The organism is Ureibacillus sinduriensis BLB-1 = JCM 15800 (assembly GCF_000772955.1).
In the GTDB taxonomy this organism is placed as follows: domain Bacteria; phylum Bacillota; class Bacilli; order Bacillales_A; family Planococcaceae; genus Ureibacillus; species Ureibacillus sinduriensis.
On the sequence record NZ_JPVO01000055.1, the window covers coordinates 434,796 to 455,357 of the forward strand.

Below are 20,562 nucleotides of genomic sequence, written 5' to 3' on the forward strand. Positions count from 1 at the left end.
GTAAACAATGATACTTTTCTTGGCTGGTACTAGTGATGCCAGAGAACTCGCTGTTTTCCTGCATCAGAATGGATATCGTTTACTTGCAACAGTGGTCACGCAATCAGCCGCGGACAGCTTGCAAGATTGCGGTATAGAGCACCATGTTGGTCGATTGACTCATGAGGACATGCTTCGCCTCGGAACTGAGATTGGCGCCGAAGTGATTGTCGATGCTTCACACCCATTTGCAGAAGAAGCCTCTAAAACGGCCATTGGAACAGCAAAATCAATGAGAATACCTTATCTAAGGTTTGAGAGAAAAGATAGTATTTTTAACCACGAGCTGATTACGGAAGTAGATTCATATGAACAAGCCGCACTCGAAGCAAAAAAGAGGGGCGGAACGATTATGTTGACGACAGGCAGTAAAACGTTGGCCACTTTCACAAAACATTTATTAAATCCGAACATCAAATTATATGCAAGGATGTTGCCAAATATGGAAAATATGGAGAAATGTGCAAGTTTAGGAATCCCTCAAAAAAATATCATTGCAATTCAAGGACCATTTTCTAAAGAATTGAATCATTCGCTTTATAAACAGTACGGCGTGACTTTGATGATTACTAAAGAAAGCGGGAAAGTTGGTTCCATGGATGAAAAGATTGAAGCGGCCATAGAGCAACGAATCGAAGTAATCATAATCAAAAGGCCACGTATTGATTATGGCAATAAATATTCCACTTTTGAAGAAATACTCAAACAATTACAAGGAGTGTCAAACAATGGCTAATACAAATTTTAATACCGATTTCACCCCTCTTACAGTGGATCCTGACAAAATTTATGATTATAGTTTTTCAATTATTGATGAAGAGATGGGCGAGCATTCGTTTTCGGAGGATCAATGGAAGGTAGTGCGCCGAATCATCCATGCTTCGGCGGATTTTGAATTAGGCAGAAGCGTTTTGATTACCCCGGATGCAATCGAGGCGGGTATTCGGGCAATTTTGAATGGGCGTCATGTCATTGCCGATGTACAAATGATTCAAAGTGGATCTGGACAAAAGCGATTCCAAAAACATGGAGGGGATTTGCATTGCTATATCGCAGATTCGGACGTATCGGCAGAAGCAAAAAAATTGGGCACCACGCGGGCGATTATTTCCATGCAAAAAGCAGTACGTAAACATGTCGGGGGTATTTATGCGATCGGGAATGCGCCAACAGCACTATTGGAATTAATCCGCCTTATAAAAGAGGGAGTCGCTAAACCAGATTTGATTATCGGAATGCCGGTTGGTTTTGTATCGGCAGCAGAGTCGAAAGAAGAATTAGCTAAGCTTGAGGGAATCCCTTATATTACGAATGTTGGGAGAAAAGGCGGCAGTACTGTAACGGTTGCTGCATTAAATGCCATTTCGTTGTTGGCCGATGAACGTGCAAAAGAAATCAAATAAAAAAGACCCGAAAGACATGCGCTACGGATATACAACAGGTGCGTGCGCCACAGCCACAACTAAAGCGGCTTTGCTTGCTCTTATAACGAACGAACCGCAAAGACAAGTAACGATCTATTTGCCAGTGGGCCAATTCGCAACGTTTCAAATTACGGAGACGGTTATCACGTCGGAAAAGGTTAGCTGCGTAACGATCAAAGATGCCGGTGATGACCCGGACGTAACCCATTTAGCGAAGATCGTTAGTTCCGTTAGATTTGTAGAAAAGCCCGGCATTCATTTGGATGGTGGGATTGGTGTGGGTCGTGTTACAAAACCCGGCTTGCCGGTAGCTGTCGGCGAAGCAGCCATCAATCCGGTCCCCCGTAAAATGATTCTCGAGGTTGTACAAGAACTGATTGATACTTACCACATCGAGAAAGGGATAGAGGTAGTTATCTCAGTTCCTGATGGTGAGGAACTGGCGAAAAAAACATTGAATGGCCGTCTTGGGATTGTGGGAGGCATCTCCATATTAGGGACTCGCGGGACCGTGGTGCCTTTTTCAAACTCTGCCTATATGGCGAGTATTGTACAAGCAATCAGCGTCGCAAAAGAAGCGGGATGTACACATTTAGTGCTGACCACTGGAGGGAGAAGCGAGAAATTTGCTATGAAGCAATATCCCGACCTTCCGGAAGAAGCGTTTATTGAGATGGGTGATTTTGCTGGCTTTACTCTAAAACATATTAAAAAAAAGCAAATCCCCAATGTCTCTCTTGTCGGAATGATGGGGAAATTCTCAAAACTCGCACAAGGGAATATGATGCTTCATTCAAAAAGTGCGCCCGTTAATTTCGTCTTTTTGGCTGAAATGGCAAAACGAGCCGGGGCAGCGGAGGAAATACAAGAACTTATAAAACAGGCGAATACGGCTTCACAAGTCGGTGAAATAATGAAAGAACTCAATAATACAGCATTTTTCGAATCACTTTGCCGAAATTGCAGTTACCATGCGATCTCTCATGTGAAAGGTGACATTTCTGTATCAACTGCATTTTACTCGATGAGTGGCGAATGTTTAGGAAAGGTGGAGCATCTTGACACAATTAATGAAAATGATTGGTATCGGGGATAACGGGGTTACCGGGCTATTGCCCCAGTATATCAATTGGATTGACCGAAGTGAAGTTTTGGTAGGTGGGGAACGTCAACTAGCATTTTTCCCTGATTATAAAGGAGAAAAGATTGTCATCAAGGGTGGCCTTTCAAAACTGGTGGAACAACTGCAGGCTGAACAACGAAGGACGGTGATCCTGGCATCAGGCGACCCCCTTTTTTATGGCATCGGCAGTTATTTATCGAAAAAAATCCCTTTAGAAATTTATCCGTATGCAAGTTCGCTGCAGTTGGCGTTTTCCCGTTTGAGGGAATCTTGGCAAGATGCATATATTATCAGTTTGCACGGCCGTCCCATGAAAGGTTTGGCCCAAAAAATCGATGGTCGTCAAAAAGTAGCAATATTAACAGATGACAAAAATTCTCCGGTAGAGATTGCGAATTACTTAAAGTTTTTCGGCATGACTGAATATGAAATGTTCATTGCGGAAAATTTGGAGGGTGAAAATGAACGTTGTCGCTTAATGACATTGGATGAAGCAGTAGAAAGCTCATTTTCTCCATTGAATATTGTCATTCTGCGCCAAACAAAAAGTGGGCCGGCCTATCCTATGGGTATTGAGGATGATGAATTTTCCCAGCGCAAGCCTGATAAAGGCCTGATAACCAAAAAAGAAATCCGAGTTCTAAGTTTGCAGGCAATGAATATTGAGCCAACCAGTGTGATATGGGATATAGGAACGTGTACAGGGTCCATGGCCATAGAAGCAGGCAAACTCGCAAAAGAAGGGGCCGTTTTTGCAATTGAAAAAAATGAAGGGGATTTAGAGAACTGTGTGGCAAACCAGCGAAAATTCCGTGTCGATATCACGGCTATACACGGGAGAGCACCAGATCGCCTGGAGGAATTCCCTGATCCGAATGCTATTTTCATCGGTGGTTCCGGTGGAGAAATGCAGCAATTGCTAACTGTTTGCATCGATAGATTGCAGCCACAAGGACGATTGATCATGAATCTGGCAACAATTGAAAATTTATACGAAGCTATTACTTGTTTAAAAGAATTGAAGTGTGAGGTTTCCATATTGCAGGCACAACTTTCGCGAAGTAAACCAATTCTACATATGACAAGATTCGTCCCGTTAAATCCTATCTATATTATCACGGCAATCAAGAAAGGAATTGAAAATGCATAATTTAGGAAAATTATATGGGCTGGGCGTTGGTCCGGGAGATCCAGAGTTAATTACAGTAAAGGCTTTCCGTATGCTAAAAGAATGTCCGGTCATTGCTTATCCAAAAAAATTGCGAGGCAGCAAAAGCTACGCACACAAAATTATTGAAGTGTACATTCAACCGGAAGAAAAAGAAATGCTCGGGTTGGTTTTTCCGATGACGAAGGATGAAGAAACATTGGAAAGAGAATGGTCAAAGTCCGTGGAACTCATTTATGCCTCCTTAGCACAAGGGAAGGATGTCGCCTTTGTTACGGAAGGGGACCCTATGTTATTCAGTACGTTCATTCATCTTATGAAGGTAATGAAAGACAAGTATCCGGCGGTTGAGGTTGAAACTGTTCCCGGCATTTCTTCATTCAATGGTTCGGCGAACAGGCTCGGCATTCCACTAGCCGATGGGGATGACCATGTAGCGATGATTCCGGCTCAAGATGATTATGAACTTATGAAAAAAGCATTGGAAGATCATGATGCGGTTGTCTTTATTAAAGTTGCGAAAGTATTGGATATGATGCTTACGCTATTAAAAGAGATGAATCTATATGACAAAGCAGCGGTTGTAACGAAAGTCACTTCAGAGGAGGAAATCATCTGGAAGCTGGATGAGTTGGAAGGCGCTGAATTAAATTATTTATCCTTGATGGTGGTGCGAAAATAATGAAAAAAATATGGATTATCGGAGCTGGACCGGGAGACCCGGAACTAATAACGTGGAAAGGTCTGAAGCTTATGCAACAAGCAGATGTTGTGATGTATACGGACTCCCTCGTCAGTGAAGAGCTTGTTGCAATGGCAAAACCGGATGCTGAAATCGTGCGAACAGCGGGTATGCATCTGCAGGAAATGGTTGATTGTATGGCACGCTTTGTGGATGAAGGCAAGATGGTCGTACGCATGCATACCGGAGACCCGGCCATGTACGGAGCCACAATGGAACAGGTCGCACTATTAAAAGAGCGGGGCATCGGTTACGAGGTGGTGCCTGGAGTAAGTTCGGTATTTGCTTCGGCAGCTGCAGTAGGGGCGGAACTAACCATTCCTGACCTGACACAAACACTGATTTTGACTCGTGCAGAAGGACGCACTCCGGTCCCGGAGCGGGAAAAGTTGAGGGAGCTTGCAAGTCACCATTGTACCATCGCTTTATTTTTAAGTGCCACACTAACAAAGAAAATAGTGAAAGAATTACAAGCTGCAGGATGGGCAGATAATACACCCGTTGCCGTAGTTCAAAGAGCTTCATGGCCTGATCAGAAAATTGTTCGTACCACATTGATTGAACTTGATGAGGCAATGCGCCTGAACGGAATACGTAAGCATGCAATGATTCTTGCGGGTTGGGCATTGGATCCTGAGATTCATGAAAAGAATTATCGTTCAAAATTGTATGATGCTACATTTACCCATGGGTTCCGAAAAGGTGTGAAGGTTGATGATTGAGTTACAAGAAGGAATTATTCCTGAGATTGAAGTATCAAAGCCTTATGCATTAGTTGCCATTACAAAGCATGGTGTGCAAAAAGCACGTCAGATGGCACAGGATTTCCCTAATGTTGATGTATATTATATGGCAAAATTCGAGCACGGCGATGAGCAGGTCAAGGGCATCCAGTTATTTAAAGGAACAGTCCGTTTATTATTGCCGGCCTTATTTAAAAATTACAAAGGACTCATCTTGATTATTTCATTAGGTGCTGTCGTTCGTATGATTGCGCCTATTTTAGAAGATAAAAAGAAAGATCCGGCTGTTTTGGTGATCGATGATAAAGGGGAGCATGTCATCAGTGTTCTTTCCGGCCATATCGGTGGTGCCAACGCGCTGACTCATGAAGTGGCCAACGCCATTGGGGGTAAGCCCATTATTACAACCGCTTCGGATGTCCAAAAAACCATCCCGGTTGATTTATTCGGTGCTCGCTTTGGGTGGATTTGGGAATCGGATGAAAAGTTAACGCCGGTCAGTGCTTCCGTCGTGAACGAGGAGTCTGTCGCGATTGTACAAGAGGCTGGGGAAACGGGCTGGTGGATGCATGAAACACCAATCCCAGCCAATATCAGACAATATCAAACGATTAAACAGGCGATAGAATCAAAACCTGATGCAGCTTTAATTATTACGGACCGTATATTGGATACAGATGAAGAAGGGATTTTGGAAAATGGCGTAATTTATCGCCCTAAGTCCCTTGTGCTTGGTATGGGGTGCAATCGGGGCACATCGGTTGAAGAAATTGACGCTGTTATTGATGAAACACTTTCTGAGCTGAAGTTGGCGAAGAAAAGTATTAAGGCATTAGCGACGATTGATTTGAAAAAAGATGAACAGTGCTTTATCGATATAACGAATCGCTATGGTTGGAAGTTTGCCACCTATACCCCTGAACAACTAAATGAAATGCCGTTATTAAATCCATCAGAAACGGTCTTTAAATTTACTGGTGCTTACGGGGTGAGTGAACCTGCTGCGATGAGATATGCCAATACAACCGATTTGCTGCTGCAAAAAAAGAAACATGGAAATGTAACTATTTCTATTGCCAGAATGACGTTTCACTAGGAGGAAGATATGAGTAAGCGATTTGTGATTGCAGGAACGGGCAGTGGAGTTGGAAAAACGACCATATCAGTTGGCTTAATGAAAGCTTTGATGAACAAAGGTTTAAGCGTCCAAGGCTTCAAATGTGGCCCTGATTATATTGATCCGTCTTATCATACGGCCGTAACAAAAAGAACTTCACGTAATATTGATAGTTGGATGTTATCGCCCGAAATTGTCGAGACCATAGTCAGCCGGGCAAGCAAGCAAGCTGATGTGGCGATTATCGAGGGGGTCATGGGATTTTACGATGGCAAAAATCCCTTGAGTGATGAGGGTTCTACCGCGGAAATTAGTCGAATTACAGCCAGTCCTGTCATTTTAGTTGTTAATGCAGCGAGCATGGCGAGAAGTGTAGCCGCTGTTGTCAAAGGGTTCCAGACCTTATCGCAAGATGTCAACATCGTCGGGGTCATCGCAAACCAACTGGGAAGCAAAAGTCATTTTGAAATCGTCAAGACGGCAATAGAAGAAGAATGCAAGATACCTGTAGTAGGTTATTTACTGAAAGGGGCCGTCCCCTCACTACCTAGCCGTCATTTAGGATTGGTTCCGGCAATTGAAAGAGGGGAACTAGATTCATATTTTGAGGAACTTGCACAAGCAATTGAAGCGACCGTTGATCTGGACTTACTGCTCTCGTTAGCGGATGCACCAATACTAAATGAAAAAACCACTATTTTTGAAAAACAGCAAAACGAAAAAATACATATTGCTGTTGCAAGAGATGAAGCATTCAACTTTTATTATCCCGAAAACCTTGAGTTGCTAGAGGCCCATGGTGCGCAATTACATTTCTTTTCTCCATTGCGAAATGAACGAGTACCAGACATCGCACAAGGGCTATATATCGGTGGAGGGTTTCCGGAGGAATTCGCAGAACAGCTTTCTGAAAATGAACTTACAAAAGATTCGATTCGCGAAACGATAGCTGCCGGCGTTCCGACTCTCGCCGAATGCGGAGGTTTTATGTATTGTACAGAAGCCATTGAAAGAAGGGATGGCGAACAATTTAAGATGCTCGGTATTATTCCGGGGAAAGTTGTGATGCAGGACAAATTAGCCGCTTTGGGATATAGAGAAATCACGGGAGTGGAGGGGAACTTTTTGATTAATTCCCATCAACAGGCGAAGGGGCATGAATTTCATTATTCAACTTATCAAGGTGAGCCCGTTTCCCCGGCTTATTTTTCAAAAGGGAGATTCCGGGCGCAGCAAGAAGGATATTTAGCGAAAAATTTAGTGGCAGGTTATACCCACTTTCATTTTGCATCCAATCCTCAACTCGTTGAAAACTGGTTAAAAGCTTGTATGGAGGTAAAAGTATGAACTATTTTCCAATCATGCTGGATATTGATTTCAAAAAAGTAGTTATTGTTGGCGGTGGCCATGTAGCAAGGCAAAAACTAGAGGCATTATTACCAACAAAAGCTCAAATTATCATTATTAGTCCAACGATTACGGATGAAATTGCCGGCTATCTCGAACAAGGCAAAGCTGTTTGGAGAGAGAAATATTTTGAGCCAAGTGATCTCGATAATGCCTCTTTAGTTTTTGCAGTAACCGAACAGGAAACAGTCAATGATGCAGTCGAACAAGCCACACAGCATTGGCAATTGTTAAGTCGTGCAGATGCAAAAGGCAGGGTGGACTTCATCAATCCAGCTGTTGTTAGAAGAGGCGATCTCACTTTCGCTGTTTCCACGTCCGGTGCGCATCCAGGATTGACCCGCAAGTTAAAAGGAGATTTGGCAGCTCAATATGATGATACGTACATTGATTATATTGACTATTTAAAAAAAGCAAGACGTGAAATCATTCTTAAGGTTCACGATAAACATCGAAAACGTGAAGCGATTGCAGCTCTTTTGGACCCGCAAGTCGAACTTTGGGCAAGAGAAAAGAAATGGGAGCAATGTGACGCATACGTCCAAAAAATCCTGACAGGAGTTCAACCATTATGACAGGCAAGGTTTATTTAGTGGGCGCTGGTCCAGGTGATCCTAAATTAATTACAGTTTATGGACTTGAATGCATAAAAAATGCGGATGTGATCGCATATGACCGATTAGTTAATAAGGAATTGCTGAAAAATGCAAGGGAAACAGCGGAACTTGTTTATTGCGGCAAAGAACCAGGTAGGCATGGATTGATTCAAGAGGAAATACACGAACTGCTAGTCAAGGAAGCGACGAACGGAAAAATGGTCGTAAGATTAAAGGGGGGAGACCCGTTTGTATTCGGCCGGGGTGCCGAGGAAGCTGCAGTTTTAAAAGCAGCCAACATTCCATACGAGGTTGTTCCAGGTATTACCGCAGGAATCGCAGCAGCGGCATATGCAGGAATACCAGTCACCCACCGTGATTACGCAACAAGTTTTGCGATTGTTACGGGCCACGGCCGAGCGGAAAAAGGAAACGATTTTTTGCACTGGGAAGCTCTGGCTAACGGCATCGATACAATTGCATTTTATATGAGTGTGGGAAATATTCGTCATATTGCAGGACAACTTATTGCACATGGAAGAGATAAAAATACGTCTGTTGCCATCATAGAACGCGGGACGACCGAAAATCAAAGGACAATTACCTCAAAACTGGAAAGTATAGCCGACAGAATCGAGCAAGAAAAAGTCGTCAATCCCGCATTGATCATAGTAGGGGATGTTGTTGATGTGAGGGAGAAAATCGCTTGGTTTGAGCAAATGGAGGAGACTATACGATGACAATATTCGATGCATTAAAAAAACGCCGTGCAATACGGCAATATCAAAATAAACCTGTTGAAAAACATAAAATTGAACAACTATTGGAAGCAGCCACTTTTGCCCCAAATGATCGTAATCGTGAACCTTGGCATTTTTATATCCTTCAAGGAGGAGCACTAAAAAGATATGAAGAGGTGGCCACAGAATACCTATTAGAACGTTTTCCGACCAAGCCCAATTTAATTGAAAGTTCGTTGGAAGTAATAAAAACAACTCCGCTTGTAATTGTAGTGACATCCGAAAAAGTCGAAGATGACGAAGCTGCTACAAAGGATAATGTATTCGCTGTTTGCAGCGCCATCATGTCGATGTGGCTGATGGCAGAAGAGCTAGGTTTAGGTTTCGTTTGGCGTACAAGAGGTGTCGGTCTTGTACACGATGAACGGCTGCATTCTTTTATCGGCGCAGCGGCGAACGAGCAAGTAGTAGGTACTCTGTTTATCGGATATCCCCAGGAAGGGCAACTTTCGGAGAAAAAGCGCACTTCATTTGAAGAAAAAACTACTTGGCTATAGGAGGAGACAAATGGTCAAACGAGGTCTATTACTTGTTTATACAGGCGAAGGAAAAGGAAAAACAACTGCTTCACTTGGTTTAACTTTGCGAGCAATCGGCCGAGGGATGAAAGTTGAATTTTTGCAATTTATCAAATCACCCGACCGGACTTACGGCGAACAAATTGCATTGCGCAAGTTGGGGGTCGAAACGGAGCAACTGGGAATTGGTTTTACTTGGACAAAAACACCGGAAGAACATCGTGAAGCATTGGAAAAAGCTTGGAAACGAGTGAAAGGTGCACTCCAAGATGAGTCCCTCGACCTGCTCGTCCTTGACGAATTGAATAATGCACTTGCAATTCAAACATTCCCGATTGACGATGTATTGCCATTATCCGAAGTTATAGAAGCCATTAAAAATCGTCCTCCGCATATGCATGTTGTGATTACTGGTCGGGCTGCCAATCCAGCATTGCTCGAGATTGCCGATCTAGTATCCACCATCGACCCGACGAAACATTACTATTCAGATCAAAATATATCAGCAGTCAAAGGACTGGAATTTTAATGGCAAAGGCGATTATGGTTCAAGGGACTGCTTCGGACGTTGGGAAGAGTTTAATATGTACAGCTTTATGTAGAATTTTTGCAAATGATGGCTATCGTGTTGCCCCATTTAAATCTCAAAATATGGCGTTGAATTCATACATCACCAACGATGGCGGGGAAATAGGACGCGCACAAGGCGTACAGGCGGAGGCCGCAAAAGTGGATGCTACGACCGATATGAATCCGATACTGTTGAAGCCAAAAGGTGAAATGATGTCGGAAGTCATCGTTCATGGAAAACATCGTCTAAACATCGATGCCAAAAGATATCGGGAAGAATTCGTGGAAATGGTGATGCCGGAAGTGGAAACTTCTTTGCAAAATCTCCGACAACAATATGACATCATCTTGTTGGAAGGGGCAGGCAGTCCAGCGGAAATCAATTTGAAAGATCGGGATATCGCAAACATGCGTATGGCCCATTTAGCGGATGCATCGGTCATTTTGATAGCCGATATCGACCGTGGGGGAGTATTTGCTTCCATCATTGGAACCCTCATGTTGCTAGATGAAAAGGAAAGAGCGAGAGTAAAAGGCATTATTATCAATAAGTTCAGGGGAATGCAGGAATTATTGACGAGCGGTATTGAATGGCTTGAAAAGGAAACGAATATTCCGGTTCTAGGAATTATTCCATATCTCGATGTTGCAATCGATGCCGAGGATTCTTTAGCATTATCGAGTTTACAACTAAAAAAGCCAAAACAAGGCGAAAGCAGTATAGATGTCGCGATGCTGAGGCTGCCGCATATTTCAAATTTTACGGATATTGATCCACTTTATGATGAACCGGGTGTAGGAGTAAGATTAGTTTCAAATCTGCATCAAATTCAAACCCCGGATTTACTTATCTTGCCAGGAACAAAAAATACGGTGGAAGACTTAAACTGGCTGAAACAATCTGGACTGGCTGAAGCGATTCAACGATTGGCAAAAAAAGGAACAAGAATTTTCGGAATTTGCGGGGGCTATCAAATGTTGGGGGAGCTTCTTATTGATCCAGATGCGGTTGAAGGGGATGGAGGTACTTTCAAGGGGCTAGGTTTAATTCCAATTGAAACAACCTTTGTTCATCAAAAGCAAACAATCCAAGTGAAGGGAACTCTAGAGGACGGTCAACAAGTTTCTGGATATGAAATTCATCTGGGGCGTTCTAAAAAAACGGCAAGCATCAGGTCCTTCATTCGATTGGAAGATGACCGCGAGGATGGCGTTATTTCAGATAATGGGCAGATTATCGGCACCTATTTACACGGAATATTCCATAACCGTTTATTTACCCGGAAGCTTTTCAATGAATTGAGGCAAGAAAAAGGATTGCCGCTCCATCCGGAAGAGGTTAAAAGTGATGGGGAATTGAGAGAAGAGGCATATGAATTGCTTGATCTTCAAGTAAGAAAGCATTTGGATATGGATAAATTATACTCGTTTATCCTTTAAGAGATTCATTGCAATTGAGGATTGGTGCTCTGGTGATCATAAGGGAGCTACACCGTCATTTTAATTTATGCATTTTTTTTTAACCGTACAAATGACTGGAGGGGGTCACTTGAAGGGACCACTAACGATAGATTTTGAATCATCTTGGCAAGAAGGAATGCATGATTGGCATGGCAATATGCCTGAACGCATGAAAGACGATTCATTGGAGGAAGCATTCTGGCGGCAGTCGATTGAAAGGAAAGTCATCCGCCAAACAGATGCGCATGCAGAGCAGATTTTTGAAATCATCCAATCATATATTTCGTGTGAAGACGAAGTACTTGAAATCGGTCCTGGGTGGGGAAACTATACGTTCCCTATGCAGGCGATTGCCAAAAAAGTTACTTGTGTTGATAGTTCTGAGGCAGTTCTGGATTATTTGAAAATGTGCTTAGAAGATACCCAAAATGTTCGCTATATCCATGCCAAATGGGAAGATGCTCAAGTTGAGGAGCATGATATTGTGGTGGGCGTTAATTGCTTTTACCGAATGTACTACATGTTGGATGCCCTGAAAAAGATGAATGCAGTCGCAAAAAAACGAGCCATCATCGGCATGACGACGGGCCCTATTCAGCCTCATTATGAAGTATTGAATAAGCGGTTCGGCTATGACATAAAGTATCCGCGCAGAGATTATATTCAGATAGTGAATATGCTGTACCAGTTAGGGATTTTCGCTGACTGCCAGATGTTGCCCTTGGAGCGGACATACCATTATGAAACGAAAGAACAGCTCATAACGGCGCAAAGTAAAAAAATATTGAGTGACCAATTCGATCGCCTTCATGTCGAACAATCATTGGAGCCTTTTGTGTTGGAGGATGAAGGGGGCTTCCACTATACTCATAACTTTTACGCAGCGATTATTTCTTGGAAACCGGTAAGGGAGGTCTCACATGACAACATGGAATTTACAAGGCATGCAAAAACATTTGCTAATTTGTAACGGTAGCACCTGTATGGGAGCTGGTGCGGAAGAAATCACGCTTGCCATCCGCGATGAAATTACGAAACAAAAATTGGATGAACAGATTCACACTTCCCGAACGAGATGTAATGGAAGATGCAGAGATAAATGCATTGTGATTTCTTATCCTGAAGGCAACTGGTTTAGTGTGCCTAATGACTCGATTGCAAGAGGGATTGTCAATGAAACAATTGATGAAAAACATCGAATTTATACAATGGGCCAAAATGGATTACAGCAAGTGAATGACCAATATGGCAAGGGGATTTCGAAAAGCAAGCAACGGCAAAGGAAAGAAGGAAAACAAAGCGTGAAAAGAGCGGTGTTATTTGTAGGGCATGGCAGCCGGCTGGAAAAAGGTAATGAAGAAGTCCGGGAATTTATCACACGAACAAAAGCGTTAATAAGTTCTGATATTTTAGTTGAAACATGTTTTTTGGAATTTGCATCACCGAATATCGAAGAAGGCATTGAATTATGCGTTGAAAAAGGTGCTCAGGAAATTCATGTCATACCAATCATTTTGCTTCATGCGGGGCATTCAAAGTTGCATATTCCCGCTGAAATCGAGCATGCCCGGGAACATTTTCCGCATATCGAATTTACATATGGGCAAACCATTGGAATCCATGATGAAATATTTGAGATACTAAAGGCAAGATTAATAGAAATCGGTTTTAATCCTGAAGCAAGATATGATGATACAGCAATATTATTGATAGCACGCGGAGGAAGCGATCCCGGTGCTAACGGAGATTTTTACAAGATTTCACGACTGCTTTGGGAAAAACTCGATGTACAGTGGGTTGAAAGTGCCTTTATGGGGGTGACCACACCCACTGTAGAAGAAGGGATAGAGCGTTGTATTAAATTGGGAGCTAAAAAAATTATCATGCTGCCGTATTTCTTGTTCACAGGTATCTTAATGGAAAGAATGCACAGAATGCGAGAGAAATTTGTTCAACAACATCCACAGGTTGAAATTGAAATCGCAAGTTATTTCGGTTATCATGAAAAACTTCAACATATTTTGATTGAACGGGTAGAACAGGCGATGAACGGTACCTCGACTGGAATGCAAGATTTAGAAAATTACCGTATCTATGCAAAAGAAAATGGCCCGGTCCATCACCATCATCATCATCACCATTAATAAGAACAAGTAAGACAAAGAATGTAAGGGCTTTGTCTTACTTGTTTTTGTAAATTATCTATAAAATAGATAGAATAAACAGTAGACATAGATTATAGAGGTATAAATATGAATGTAGTAATCTGTCTTTTCGCATTACTAATTGATAGAATCTTTGGAGATCCTAAAAAATGGACACATCCCGTCGTCTTTATTGGCCGTCTGATTGAGTTGATGGAAAAAAGTTTGAATAGCGGTCAACATCGAAAAGTAAAGGGATCCATATGTGTTGTCATTGTGGTGATTGTGACAGCAGCAGTAGTGGCTGGTGTTGTTTGGATAAGTTATAAAATGAATTTTTTAATCGGAGTGTTTGTTGAAATTATCTTTATAAGTCTGGCGCTTGCCCAAAAAAGTCTTCAGCAAGCTGCAATGAAGGTATATAACGAATTGGCGCGGGAAAATGTTCAAACAGCCCGGGAATATCTAGGATGGATTGTAGGGCGGGATACCGATCGGTTACAGGAGGAAGAAATTGTCCGTGGGGTGGTTGAAACGGTGTCCGAAAATACAAGTGACGGGGTTACCGCCCCATTATTCTATGCATTGCTCTTCGGGGCAACGGGAGCTTGGGTGTATAAAGCAATTAATACATTGGATTCGATGATCGGTTATAAAAATGAACGATATGGACAGTTCGGTTTTATCGCTGCCAAAGCAGATGATGCAGTAAATTACATTCCAAGCCGTATTACGGGATTTCTCATTTTAAGTTTTACGACACAAGATAAACCGCAACCATTTTTAAGTAAATTGAAAATTTGGCTTAGGGATGCCGCAAAACATCCGAGCCCGAATAGTGGTTATTTAGAAGCCGCTACCGCGATTCAGCTGGGTGTTCAACTAGGCGGGGAAAATTCCTATGGGGGAATTAAGTCAATCCGTGCGTTTATGGGACAACCGTACATTCAGTTAAATCGCCGCCATATATTACAATCGATTCAACAAATGTATGTGGCAACAATATTATTTTACTTAATCGTAGGAGGGATTTTCATTGCACTTACCATTGCATGGAGCTAATCCTCACAAAGTGTACCAATCATCCAATATCGAAATGCCAGAAATTATTATCGATTTAAGCGAAAATGTGAATGCCCTGGGAGTGCCCATCGAGATTCAGAATATGTGGCCACAAATGGTTGAGTTGCTGGAGAGTTATCCGGATGAGCTAGCAGATCCTTTAAGAACAAAACTTGCACAGTTTCATCAACTGCCTGATGAACATATTATTGTGAGCAATGGCGCGTCGGAAAGCCTAGCCGTATTGGCCCGATATTTCAGGGGGAAGAAAGCGTGCATCTTGCAGCCCTCTTTTTCAGAATATGAACGGACCTTATTGGCCGAAAATGTACAAGTCGAGTCTTTGATTGTGGAGGATATTAGCCAGTATGCGTTTTCCATTGCAAAAGTTAAGCAGGCAATGAATGATGCACAAGCCGTCTACTTATGTAATCCGAATAATCCAACTGGAGTGCTAATCGGGGCAGATACAATTGAACAGCTTGCGCGGCATGGGTTGAAACATAACTGTACGATAGTAGTCGATGAGGCATTTATGGATTGGACAGATGAAGCTGAATCCGTCATTCCTTTAATTGCTAAGTATGATAATTTGATTGTCGTTCGCTCCATGACCAAAATGTACAGTCTTGCAGGAATCCGGTTGGGGTATATTTTAACGCAAAAAGCGCCAAATTTAAGAAAGCATTATTCCCACTGGAATGTCAGTAATATTGCAATAAAGATTGGTGAACGGTGCTTGGAACTGGGTGAATTTGTGAATCATTCAATTCAAATGAATGAAATTTGGAGAGAAGACGTGAAATCCTTTTTAATGAATATCGGTTGTGAAGTATCGGAAAGCCGGACGAATTACCTTTTGTTTAAATTACCGAAAAAATTTCAGGCGCATGACTTTTTCCAATACTTATTAAAAAAAGGGATTGTACTCCGGCATACATACAACTTTATTGGACTGGATGGGGAATGGTTCCGCATTGCCATTAAAACACCTACAAATATGAAAATTTTTAGGAATGTTTTTAAAAGTTATGTGCAAAGTCGTTAAAATTTTCCGCCATGGAGAAACCGTTTGGAATAAAGCGGGTATTCTACAAGGGTGGCTCGATTCACCATTGACGGAAACAGGTATACAACAAGCAAAAATCCAAAGTTTCATTCCCGACGTTGTTTATTCGAGCGACTTAGGCAGAGCTTATGAAACAGCCAGATTGATGTTTCCGGGGTACAAAATTCATGCAGACTCAAATTTGAGAGAAATTCATTTGGGAGATTGGCAAGGGAAAAAAATTGTCGATTTAGGACTTGATAGGAATTATCAATCTTATCTACGTCATCCCGAAAGATTCACGGCAACTTCCCAAGAAACATTTCAACAAGTAACGGAAAGGATGCTATGTTTTTTGCAGGCACTCATTCACAGACCAGAAAATAATATTGCCATTATTTCGCATGGTGTGGCGATTGCTTGCTTACATAGTGCTCTGCGGCATAGACCTTTATCCAATTTATGGGATGAAGGATTATTGGCGGGAGGACAAAGCATCACCTATAGATTTTGTGAAAATCACTGGCAACTAGTTTCATCAAGAACTTACAGCAAAAATTAGCACCCCACATTTACAATGCAGAATTCCAAAGTTGTTTTCACTTGCACTCCAAGGTTTTTTTCCTTACCTTTGAAGTGTAGCTATCTTCATTTAGTATAATATAAGTTATCAATTGTTATGAAATACCAATATGCTAGATGATTGAAATAGAAAGGTGAGAAATCATGTTATCAGAACAAAAAATCAAACGAATCAATGAACTATCCAAAAAGGCAAAAGAAGGTAATTTAACAGAAAACGAAGCAAAGGAGCGTACACAGCTTCGGAAGGAATATTTAGATTCATTCCGCTCTTCTTTCCGCAATACAATTGAAAATGTCCAAATTATCGATGCAACCGGTAATGATGTTACACCAGAGAAAGTTAAAGAAATTCAACGTAATAAATTAAACTAATAATGTTCCATCAACACGAAAGTATGACATTATACTAAAAATGTGTTGGAAATGGATTGTTTTCTTAGAAAATCTTGTCTAAACTGTAAAAGAACAATATTAAGCGCGAGAAAGGATATCACAAAATGGCACACACTGCTGATCTTTTAGCAATTAATGCAATCCGAACGTTATCAATTGACGCAATCGAGCAAGCGAACTCCGGTCACCCCGGTTTACCAATGGGGGCGGCTCCAATGGCTTACACATTGTGGACAAAGCAATTACGCCACAATCCACAAAATCCGAAATGGGTAGATCGCGATCGTTTCGTTCTTTCAGCTGGTCATGGCTCGATGTTACTTTATAGCTTACTTCACTTAGGTGGATATGGTTTAGATATGGAAGAAATTAAAAACTTCCGTCAATGGGGTTCCAAAACACCAGGACATCCCGAATATGGTCATACTGTGGGAGTCGAAGCAACAACAGGTCCTCTTGGTCAAGGTATTGCAATGGCTGTCGGTATGGCAATGGCTGAACGTCATCTAGCGGCTACATATAATAAACCTGGACATGAAATCGTTGATCACTACACTTACGCACTTTGCGGAGATGGTGATTTAATGGAGGGGGTTGCTGCGGAAAGCATTTCATTAGCAGGCCACCTACAGCTTGATAAATTAATCGTCCTTTATGATTCAAATGATATTTCCTTGGACGGCGATTTGGCTAAATCGTTCTCTGAAAACGTTCAAAAACGTTTCGAATCCTATGGCTGGAACTACGTTCATGTAGCGGATGGCACAGAGGTAGATGCGGTTAATGCTGCAATCGAGAAAGCGAAACAATCATCAGGAAAACCAACGTTAATCGAAGTTAAAACGGTTATCGGTTTTGGTTCACCAAATAAATCAGGTAAATCGGATTCTCATGGTGCACCACTTGGCGCCGATGAAGTTGTTTTAACGAAGACGGCTTACGGTTGGCAACATGAGCCATTCCAAATTCCTGAAGAAGTATATTCAATCTTTAAAGAAGCAGCTAAAAAGCAAGGTGTTCAACCGGAAGCGGAATGGAATGAAAGATTCGAAAGCTATAAAGCCGAATATCCGCAGTTGGCGGAGCAGTTCTTGAAAGCGATGAACAACGAACTTCCAGCTGACTTTGATGCAGAAGTACCAGTATATGAAGCTGGAAAGTCTGTAGCCACTCGTTCTTCATCTGGTGATGTAATTAACGCATTAGCCAAAAAAGTGCCATCATTCTTCGGAGGAAGTGCGGACCTTGCTGGTTCAAACAAAACAACAATCAAAGGTGCGGGCGATTTCTTCCCGGATACTCCGGAAGGCCGCAACATTTGGTTTGGTGTACGTGAATTCGCTATGGGTGCGGCATTGAATGGTATGGCATTACACGGCGGTTTAAATGTATTTGGCGGCACATTCTTTGTGTTCTCCGATTACGTTCGTCCGGCTGTGCGCCTATCTGCATTAATGGGCTTACCTGTAACTTATGTCTTTACACATGATTCAATTGCCGTCGGGGAAGATGGCCCAACGCATGAACCAGTCGAGCATTTGGCTTCACTACGTGCGATGCCAAATCTTTCAGTTATTCGTCCAGCTGATGCAAATGAATCCGCAGAAGCATGGAAGTTAGCTGTATCGTCAAAAAATGTTCCAACTGTTCTCGTTCTTTCGCGTCAAAACTTGCCGGTTCTTGAGAAATCAGCAGAACTTGCAAAAGACGGTGTAGCGAAAGGAGCTTACGTAGTATCGCCGGCAACGAAAGAAACTCCGGATGCAATCCTAATTGCAACAGGTTCGGAAGTTTCACTAGCAGTAGATGCACAAAAACAATTATTAGCTGAAGGAATCGATGCATCCGTTGTGTCGATGCCATCCATGGATCGTTTTGAGCAACAATCGGCTGAGTATAAAGAATCTGTGCTACCGAAAGCTGTGACAAAACGTTTAGCCATCGAAATGGGCTCTTCATTCGGATGGCATAAATATACCGGCTTTGAAGGAGACATTCTGGCAATCGACCGATTCGGAGCTAGTGCACCTGGCGAAATCATTATCGAGCAATACGGCTTTACAGTAGAAAACGTTGTAGCCAAAGTGAAAGCTTTATAATATTTAATAAATCGGACTTACTAAAGATCGATGAATATAACCAGGTTGAGGAAAACTACCGTTTTTCTCAACCTGGTTTTTTTGTGTAAGAAATAAATCAAGAATCATTTTGAGATAAATTATCAAGTGTAAGCAGATGACAGAATAAAAAATTACCTAGTGAAACGGAAAGTCGGAATTAAGCAGTATAAGACAAGCCGGGCAGCTGGTGAGATGGAGTGTCAGTTGGAGCAATCAATAAGACAAATTCAGGAAGTAGGGGAGGTGAATTGTCCAAAAGAGGCACTCAATTGGACAACTCGAAGCAAGAAGAGAAGGAAATTGTCTAATAGAAGCAGTCTATAGGACAAATCAATGCAGCAATGGAGCTGAATTGTCCAAAAGAGGCACTCAAATGGACAACTCGAAGCGAGGAGAGAAGGAAATTGTCTAATAGAAGCAGTCTATAGGACAAATCCAGGCAGCAGAGGAGCTGAATTGTCCAAAAGAGGCACTCAATTGGACAGTTCGAAGCAAGGAGAGAAGAAACTTGTCTAATAGAAGCAGTCTATAGGACAATTTAAGGCAGCAGAGGAGCTGAATTGTCCTAAAGAGGCACTCAATTGGACAGTTCGAAGCAAGGAGAGAAGGAAATTGTCCAAAAGAAGCAGTCTATAGGACAATTTAAGGCAGCAGTGGATCTGAATTGTCCAAAAGAGGCACTCAATTGGACAACTCGAATCAAGAAGATAGGGGAAGTGTCCTTTAGAAACAATAGAACAGTCAAATACAACGAAGTGCACGTAGATACAGAGCAGGAATTTAATGCTTTCCCGGTTCATTCGAAAAAATTTTAAAAAAAAAACGTTGGATTACACCAACGTTATACGTTATTTGACCAGTCCGTTTTGGAATGCATAGACGACTGCTTGAGTACGATCTTGAACGTCCAGCTTTGCCAGGATATTGCTAACATGGGTCTTTACTGTTTTGAGTGCAATGAATAGTTCATCGGCGATATCTTGGTTTGTTTTTCCTTGGGCTACCAACAAAAGCACTTCCGTTTCCCTTTCGGTCAGTAGTTCGTGGAGGGCAGTATTGGCGTTCCCCCGCATGCGGGATATCATTTTCGTCGTCACTTCAGGCTCAAGCACCGTTTCGCCATTGATTGTTTTGCGGATGGCTTCCGCAATTTGCTTGGCGTTGGACGTTTTCAGAATGTAGCTAACTGCACCGGCTTCCAAGGCGGGATACACCTTATCATCATCTAGGAAGCTTGTCACCATCATAATTTTGGCATCAGGCCATTGCTTTAGAATTTGAGCAGTGGCTTCAGCACCTGTCATGATGGGCATGACATTGTCCATTAGGATGATATCGGGTTTCAGTTCGAGTGCTTTCTCAACTGCCTGCTGGCCATTTGCGGCTTCCCCGACAACGGTCATATCAGCCTGTGCGGAAAGATAGGCGGAAACGCCGATGCGTACCATTTCATGATCATCTGCAATCAAAATTCGTATCATTCTTTCACCTCAATTTCTCGA

22 protein-coding genes are annotated in these 20,562 nt (G+C 42.2%); 21 read left to right on the top strand and 1 reads right to left on the bottom strand.

Features of this window, described 5'->3' with window-relative positions:
• Window positions 1-7: 7 nt before the first annotated feature.
• The 21 genes from cobK (at window position 8) to CD33_RS18080 (ending at window position 19,875) form a co-directional block, all read left to right on the top strand.
• Window positions 8-775, top strand: coding sequence for a precorrin-6A reductase (gene cobK / locus CD33_RS17980; RefSeq protein ID WP_036203393.1), 768 nt, complete (start codon window positions 8-10; stop codon window positions 773-775).
• The gene (locus CD33_RS17985) at window positions 768-1,442 is read left to right on the top strand and encodes a precorrin-8X methylmutase (protein ID WP_036203395.1); all 675 of its coding nucleotides are present in this window, start codon (window positions 768-770) and stop codon (window positions 1,440-1,442) included. Before cobK ends, CD33_RS17985 begins: the two co-directional genes overlap by 8 nt.
• Window positions 1,417-2,559 carry a cobalt-precorrin-5B (C(1))-methyltransferase gene (locus CD33_RS17990; RefSeq protein ID WP_036203397.1) on the top strand — a complete coding sequence of 381 codons (1,143 nt, stop codon included), beginning with the start codon at window positions 1,417-1,419 and terminating at the stop codon, window positions 2,557-2,559. Before CD33_RS17985 ends, CD33_RS17990 begins: the two co-directional genes overlap by 26 nt.
• Window positions 2,534-3,736, top strand: a complete 1,203-nt coding sequence (locus CD33_RS17995) for a bifunctional cobalt-precorrin-7 (C(5))-methyltransferase/cobalt-precorrin-6B (C(15))-methyltransferase (protein WP_036204156.1) — start codon at window positions 2,534-2,536, stop codon at window positions 3,734-3,736. The genes CD33_RS17990 and CD33_RS17995 overlap by 26 nt, the downstream gene beginning before the upstream one ends.
• On the top strand, window positions 3,729-4,436 hold the full coding sequence (gene cobI, locus CD33_RS18000) for a precorrin-2 C(20)-methyltransferase (RefSeq protein ID WP_036203399.1): 708 nt from the start codon (window positions 3,729-3,731) through the stop codon (window positions 4,434-4,436). The genes CD33_RS17995 and cobI overlap by 8 nt, the downstream gene beginning before the upstream one ends.
• Window positions 4,436-5,218: a precorrin-4 C(11)-methyltransferase gene (gene cobM, locus CD33_RS18005; protein WP_036203401.1), complete on the top strand. Its 783-nt coding sequence runs from the start codon at window positions 4,436-4,438 to the stop codon at window positions 5,216-5,218. Before cobI ends, cobM begins: the two co-directional genes overlap by 1 nt.
• The gene (locus CD33_RS18010) at window positions 5,211-6,335 is read left to right on the top strand and encodes a cobalt-precorrin 5A hydrolase (protein WP_036203404.1); all 1,125 of its coding nucleotides are present in this window, start codon (window positions 5,211-5,213) and stop codon (window positions 6,333-6,335) included. Before cobM ends, CD33_RS18010 begins: the two co-directional genes overlap by 8 nt.
• 9 nt (window positions 6,336-6,344) lie before the next feature.
• Complete coding sequence (locus CD33_RS18015; RefSeq protein ID WP_036203406.1) at window positions 6,345-7,703, top strand: cobyrinic acid a,c-diamide synthase CobB; 1,359 nt, start codon at window positions 6,345-6,347, stop codon at window positions 7,701-7,703.
• Window positions 7,700-8,338, top strand: coding sequence for a precorrin-2 dehydrogenase/sirohydrochlorin ferrochelatase family protein (locus CD33_RS18020; protein WP_036203410.1), 639 nt, complete (start codon window positions 7,700-7,702; stop codon window positions 8,336-8,338). The genes CD33_RS18015 and CD33_RS18020 overlap by 4 nt, the downstream gene beginning before the upstream one ends.
• The gene (gene cobA / locus CD33_RS18025) at window positions 8,335-9,099 is read left to right on the top strand and encodes a uroporphyrinogen-III C-methyltransferase (protein WP_036203413.1); all 765 of its coding nucleotides are present in this window, start codon (window positions 8,335-8,337) and stop codon (window positions 9,097-9,099) included. Before CD33_RS18020 ends, cobA begins: the two co-directional genes overlap by 4 nt.
• Complete coding sequence (locus CD33_RS18030; RefSeq protein WP_176400044.1) at window positions 9,096-9,656, top strand: nitroreductase family protein; 561 nt, start codon at window positions 9,096-9,098, stop codon at window positions 9,654-9,656. Before cobA ends, CD33_RS18030 begins: the two co-directional genes overlap by 4 nt.
• Before the next feature lie 10 nt (window positions 9,657-9,666).
• The gene (locus tag CD33_RS18035) at window positions 9,667-10,206 is read left to right on the top strand and encodes a cob(I)yrinic acid a,c-diamide adenosyltransferase (protein WP_036203416.1); all 540 of its coding nucleotides are present in this window, start codon (window positions 9,667-9,669) and stop codon (window positions 10,204-10,206) included.
• On the top strand, window positions 10,206-11,687 hold the full coding sequence (locus CD33_RS18040; protein ID WP_036203418.1) for a cobyric acid synthase: 1,482 nt from the start codon (window positions 10,206-10,208) through the stop codon (window positions 11,685-11,687). Before CD33_RS18035 ends, CD33_RS18040 begins: the two co-directional genes overlap by 1 nt.
• A gap of 109 nt (window positions 11,688-11,796) precedes the next feature.
• Window positions 11,797-12,678, top strand: coding sequence for a class I SAM-dependent methyltransferase (locus CD33_RS18045; RefSeq protein WP_235863141.1), 882 nt, complete (start codon window positions 11,797-11,799; stop codon window positions 12,676-12,678).
• The gene (locus tag CD33_RS18050) at window positions 12,629-13,852 is read left to right on the top strand and encodes a CbiX/SirB N-terminal domain-containing protein (protein ID WP_036203421.1); all 1,224 of its coding nucleotides are present in this window, start codon (window positions 12,629-12,631) and stop codon (window positions 13,850-13,852) included. Before CD33_RS18045 ends, CD33_RS18050 begins: the two co-directional genes overlap by 50 nt.
• 108 nt (window positions 13,853-13,960) lie before the next feature.
• On the top strand, window positions 13,961-14,914 hold the full coding sequence (cbiB, locus tag CD33_RS18055) for an adenosylcobinamide-phosphate synthase CbiB (RefSeq protein WP_036203424.1): 954 nt from the start codon (window positions 13,961-13,963) through the stop codon (window positions 14,912-14,914).
• A complete protein-coding gene (locus CD33_RS18060; protein WP_036203427.1) occupies window positions 14,889-15,962 on the top strand; it encodes a pyridoxal phosphate-dependent aminotransferase in 1,074 nt (357 codons plus the stop codon). Before cbiB ends, CD33_RS18060 begins: the two co-directional genes overlap by 26 nt.
• Window positions 15,946-16,524: a histidine phosphatase family protein gene (locus CD33_RS18065; protein WP_176400045.1), complete on the top strand. Its 579-nt coding sequence runs from the start codon at window positions 15,946-15,948 to the stop codon at window positions 16,522-16,524. The genes CD33_RS18060 and CD33_RS18065 overlap by 17 nt, the downstream gene beginning before the upstream one ends.
• A gap of 164 nt (window positions 16,525-16,688) precedes the next feature.
• Window positions 16,689-16,919, top strand: coding sequence for a DUF896 domain-containing protein (locus CD33_RS18070; protein ID WP_036203430.1), 231 nt, complete (start codon window positions 16,689-16,691; stop codon window positions 16,917-16,919).
• A 125-nt stretch (window positions 16,920-17,044) separates the two neighbouring features.
• Window positions 17,045-19,039 carry a transketolase gene (gene tkt, locus CD33_RS18075; protein WP_036203433.1) on the top strand — a complete coding sequence of 665 codons (1,995 nt, stop codon included), beginning with the start codon at window positions 17,045-17,047 and terminating at the stop codon, window positions 19,037-19,039.
• Between the two features lie 602 nt (window positions 19,040-19,641).
• Window positions 19,642-19,875 (top strand): hypothetical protein, encoded by a 234-nt coding sequence (locus CD33_RS18080; protein ID WP_036203436.1) that lies wholly within the window; start codon window positions 19,642-19,644, stop codon window positions 19,873-19,875.
• Between the two features lie 33 nt (window positions 19,876-19,908).
• Here the strand turns inward: CD33_RS18080 and CD33_RS18085 are convergent, their stop codons facing one another.
• Window positions 19,909-20,541 carry a response regulator transcription factor gene (locus CD33_RS18085; protein ID WP_036203439.1) on the bottom strand — a complete coding sequence of 211 codons (633 nt, stop codon included), beginning with the start codon at window positions 20,539-20,541 and terminating at the stop codon, window positions 19,909-19,911.
• Window positions 20,542-20,562 lie beyond the last annotated feature (21 nt).

What these genes read in the sequence shown, in the direction of transcription:
- CD33_RS18085 (WP_036203439.1), bottom strand. Translation starts at nt 20,541, where the DNA reads ATGATACGAATTTTGATTGCAGATGATCATGAAATGGTACGCATCGGC.
- CD33_RS18030 (WP_176400044.1), top strand. Translation starts at nt 9,096, where the DNA reads ATGACAATATTCGATGCATTAAAAAAACGCCGTGCAATACGGCAATAT.
- CD33_RS18040 (WP_036203418.1), top strand. Translation starts at nt 10,206, where the DNA reads ATGGCAAAGGCGATTATGGTTCAAGGGACTGCTTCGGACGTTGGGAAG.
- CD33_RS17985 (WP_036203395.1), top strand. Translation starts at nt 768, where the DNA reads ATGGCTAATACAAATTTTAATACCGATTTCACCCCTCTTACAGTGGAT.
- CD33_RS18035 (WP_036203416.1), top strand. Translation starts at nt 9,667, where the DNA reads ATGGTCAAACGAGGTCTATTACTTGTTTATACAGGCGAAGGAAAAGGA.
- CD33_RS18065 (WP_176400045.1), top strand. Translation starts at nt 15,946, where the DNA reads ATGTGCAAAGTCGTTAAAATTTTCCGCCATGGAGAAACCGTTTGGAAT.
- cobA (WP_036203413.1), top strand. Translation starts at nt 8,335, where the DNA reads ATGACAGGCAAGGTTTATTTAGTGGGCGCTGGTCCAGGTGATCCTAAA.
- CD33_RS18070 (WP_036203430.1), top strand. Translation starts at nt 16,689, where the DNA reads ATGTTATCAGAACAAAAAATCAAACGAATCAATGAACTATCCAAAAAG.
- CD33_RS18015 (WP_036203406.1), top strand. Translation starts at nt 6,345, where the DNA reads ATGAGTAAGCGATTTGTGATTGCAGGAACGGGCAGTGGAGTTGGAAAA.
- CD33_RS17995 (WP_036204156.1), top strand. Translation starts at nt 2,534, where the DNA reads ATGAAAATGATTGGTATCGGGGATAACGGGGTTACCGGGCTATTGCCC.
- cobK (WP_036203393.1), top strand. Translation starts at nt 8, where the DNA reads ATGATACTTTTCTTGGCTGGTACTAGTGATGCCAGAGAACTCGCTGTT.
- CD33_RS18010 (WP_036203404.1), top strand. Translation starts at nt 5,211, where the DNA reads ATGATTGAGTTACAAGAAGGAATTATTCCTGAGATTGAAGTATCAAAG.
- cbiB (WP_036203424.1), top strand. Translation starts at nt 13,961, where the DNA reads ATGAATGTAGTAATCTGTCTTTTCGCATTACTAATTGATAGAATCTTT.
- CD33_RS18050 (WP_036203421.1), top strand. Translation starts at nt 12,629, where the DNA reads ATGACAACATGGAATTTACAAGGCATGCAAAAACATTTGCTAATTTGT.
- cobM (WP_036203401.1), top strand. Translation starts at nt 4,436, where the DNA reads ATGAAAAAAATATGGATTATCGGAGCTGGACCGGGAGACCCGGAACTA.
- tkt (WP_036203433.1), top strand. Translation starts at nt 17,045, where the DNA reads ATGGCACACACTGCTGATCTTTTAGCAATTAATGCAATCCGAACGTTA.
- cobI (WP_036203399.1), top strand. Translation starts at nt 3,729, where the DNA reads ATGCATAATTTAGGAAAATTATATGGGCTGGGCGTTGGTCCGGGAGAT.
- CD33_RS17990 (WP_036203397.1), top strand. Translation starts at nt 1,417, where the DNA reads ATGAACGTGCAAAAGAAATCAAATAAAAAAGACCCGAAAGACATGCGC.
- CD33_RS18020 (WP_036203410.1), top strand. Translation starts at nt 7,700, where the DNA reads ATGAACTATTTTCCAATCATGCTGGATATTGATTTCAAAAAAGTAGTT.